2 protein-coding genes are annotated in these 3,221 nt (G+C 64.0%); both read right to left on the bottom strand.

What is annotated here, in order from left to right; translation table 11 throughout:
• Positions 1 to 26 precede the first annotated feature (26 nt).
• Positions 27 to 1,256 carry an IS110 family transposase gene (locus G8767_RS34990; RefSeq protein ID WP_044480091.1) on the bottom strand — a complete coding sequence of 410 codons (1,230 nt, stop codon included), beginning with the start codon at positions 1,254 to 1,256 and terminating at the stop codon, positions 27 to 29.
• A gap of 377 nt (positions 1,257 to 1,633) precedes the next feature.
• A complete protein-coding gene (locus tag G8767_RS34985; protein ID WP_044480091.1) occupies positions 1,634 to 2,863 on the bottom strand; it encodes an IS110 family transposase in 1,230 nt (409 codons plus the stop codon).
• Between the last annotated feature and the right edge of the window lie 358 nt (positions 2,864 to 3,221).

Raw genomic sequence — 3,221 nt, 5'->3', positions numbered from 1 at the left:
CGAAAGACATCTCAGGAAGTTAACAGTCAAGCCGCGAGCACGAGAGGAGGTGGGAAGGCATGGGTTTCGTCGTAGGTTTGTCCGGTTTGCAGGCAGTGGTGGAGTTGTCCGAGGAATTTGTTGAACAAGTGGCGTTTGGCTTCTTGGAGCCAGTCACCTTTGGCTCGGCGCGCGTCGTAGTGCCGCCGCGCTCCGGGCGAGGATTTCAGCGCTGCCATCGCCCAGATCGAACCGGCGGCGGCGAGACGCCGGTTCTTGATGTGCCGGTGCGTAATGACGGTCTTCTTGCCGCTGGCGCGGGTGATCGGCGCGGATCCAGCGAAGGCTTTCAATCCACGAGCGTCGTCGAATTTCGAGCGGTCGTCACCGATCTCGGCGAGCACCCGGGCGCCGACCACTGGCCCCACGCCGGGGAAACTGGTCAGGATCTTCGCGTCCGGGTGTCGGTGAAAAGTCTCGGTAACCGCCTCCGTCAGGTCGGCAACCGCAGTACAGATGGCGTTCAGCTGCCCGAGCAACGCGCTCAGTTGCCGTCCCATCGCTTCTTCGATCATGGCGGGCTGACGGAGGTGCTCGGCGGTGAACACCTCGCGCAGGCGCCCGGCGTCCCGATCGAGATATCGCTGGCGGCCGGCTTTGGCCATCAACTTTCGCAATCGGGCCGGAGTCAATGTGGCCGCCTGGGCAGGGGTGGGAGCAGCGGTGAGGATCATCCGGGCATCGGCTCGGGTGATGCCGCCTTCGAGACCGGCGAAGGCTTCCAACGCTGCCGGGTAGAACTCCTTGAGCAGCGCGATGACCCGGTTGGTGACCTGTTGCCTGTTCCAGATCGTGTCCTGCTGCGCGCGAGCGAGCACCCGCACACTCTGGGCCAGCTCGGAATCATTCGATCGTGGGCGATGCTCGGGCAGGTCGGTGCGCAGGATATTCGCCAAGGTGCGGGCATCGACCGCATCGGACTTCGCTCCGGAGACGACATGCCTGGACCGGTAACGCGAGGCCGCGAGCGGATTGATCGGGTAGACCTGCCTTCCCGAGGCGGTCAACGCCGCGACCCACAGACCGTGATCGGTCTCGATGGCCACCGGCACCGGCTCGTGCGGGTCCTCACCGGCGTCGGCGAGCATGGCCAACAAGGCCTCGAATCCCGAGGCGGTGTTCTCGACCCTGCCGCCGGCCACCAGGCGGCCCGTGTGGTCGACGACCGCGATGTCGTGATGATCAGTGGCCCAATCGATTCCACAGAACAAACTCATTCGTTCCCTCCGTCTGCTCGATACGATGCCCGGTACCGGGCAGGGGCCACGCGGCACCCTAATCGCAGGACTCGACGGTCCGTCATCTCAGTAGCCGTCCGTGACTCCAGCACACCGCAGGACCCCCAGTGCTTTCCGAAGAGCTCTACGGCTCGGGAGAACTCATACCGGGGTGAACCCTGCGGTCGGCAGGGGCAACGCCATCACACCACCGAACACCAGATCACTGCTACCGGGGCGCACCGTTCTTTCGTGAGACATCGAATGTCCGGGCAACAACAGGCGTCGCCCCGACAGCAGCACCAGAACACAAACTGTCCCTATACGGGGTCAGCTCCTATCCCAACTACCGATTAGACATCTCAGGAAGTTAACAGTCAAGCCGCGAGCACGAGAGGAGGTGGGAAGGCATGGGTTTCGTCGTAGGTTTGTCCGGTTTGCAGGCAGTGGTGGAGTTGTCCGAGGAATTTGTTGAACAAGTGGCGTTTGGCTTCTTGGAGCCAGTCACCTTTGGCTCGGCGCGCGTCGTAGTGCCGCCGCGCTCCGGGCGAGGATTTCAGCGCTGCCATCGCCCAGATCGAACCGGCGGCGGCGAGACGCCGGTTCTTGATGTGCCGGTGCGTAATGACGGTCTTCTTGCCGCTGGCGCGGGTGATCGGCGCGGATCCAGCGAAGGCTTTCAATCCACGAGCGTCGTCGAATTTCGAGCGGTCGTCACCGATCTCGGCGAGCACCCGGGCGCCGACCACTGGCCCCACGCCGGGGAAACTGGTCAGGATCTTCGCGTCCGGGTGTCGGTGAAAAGTCTCGGTAACCGCCTCCGTCAGGTCGGCAACCGCAGTACAGATGGCGTTCAGCTGCCCGAGCAACGCGCTCAGTTGCCGTCCCATCGCTTCTTCGATCATGGCGGGCTGACGGAGGTGCTCGGCGGTGAACACCTCGCGCAGGCGCCCGGCGTCCCGATCGAGATATCGCTGGCGGCCGGCTTTGGCCATCAACTTTCGCAATCGGGCCGGAGTCAATGTGGCCGCCTGGGCAGGGGTGGGAGCAGCGGTGAGGATCATCCGGGCATCGGCTCGGGTGATGCCGCCTTCGAGACCGGCGAAGGCTTCCAACGCTGCCGGGTAGAACTCCTTGAGCAGCGCGATGACCCGGTTGGTGACCTGTTGCCTGTTCCAGATCGTGTCCTGCTGCGCGCGAGCGAGCACCCGCACACTCTGGGCCAGCTCGGAATCATTCGATCGTGGGCGATGCTCGGGCAGGTCGGTGCGCAGGATATTCGCCAAGGTGCGGGCATCGACCGCATCGGACTTCGCTCCGGAGACGACATGCCTGGACCGGTAACGCGAGGCCGCGAGCGGATTGATCGGGTAGACCTGCCTTCCCGAGGCGGTCAACGCCGCGACCCACAGACCGTGATCGGTCTCGATGGCCACCGGCACCGGCTCGTGCGGGTCCTCACCGGCGTCGGCGAGCATGGCCAACAAGGCCTCGAATCCCGAGGCGGTGTTCTCGACCCTGCCGCCGGCCACCAGGCGGCCCGTGTGGTCGACGACCGCGATGTCGTGATGATCAGTGGCCCAATCGATTCCACAGAACAAACTCATTCGTTCCCTCCGTCTGCTCGATACGATGCCCGGTACCGGGCAGGGGCCACGCGGCACCCTAATCGCAGGACTCGACGGTCCGTCATCTCAGTAGCCGTCCGTGACTCCAGCACACCGCAGGACCCCCAGTGCTTTCCGAAGAGCTCTACGGCTCGGGAGAACTCATACCGGGGTGAACCCTGCGGTCGGCAGGGGCAACGCCATCACACCACCGAACACCAGATCACTGCTACCGGGGCGCACCGTTCTTTCGTGAGACATCGAATGTCCGGGCAACAACAGGCGTCGCCCCGACAGCAGCACCAGAACACAAACTGTCCCTATACGGGGTCAGCTCCTATCCCAACTACCGATTAGG

The organism is Rhodococcus sp. IC4_135, assembly GCF_011602025.1.
Classification (GTDB): Bacteria; Actinomycetota; Actinomycetes; order Mycobacteriales; family Mycobacteriaceae; genus Rhodococcus_F; species Rhodococcus_F baikonurensis.
Note: the sequence above shows the minus strand (reverse complement) of the source record. Positions and strands in the feature narration are given on the sequence as shown.

What these genes read in the sequence shown, in the direction of transcription:
- G8767_RS34990 (WP_044480091.1), bottom strand. Translation starts at nt 1,256, where the DNA reads ATGAGTTTGTTCTGTGGAATCGATTGGGCCACTGATCATCACGACATC.
- G8767_RS34985 (WP_044480091.1), bottom strand. Translation starts at nt 2,863, where the DNA reads ATGAGTTTGTTCTGTGGAATCGATTGGGCCACTGATCATCACGACATC.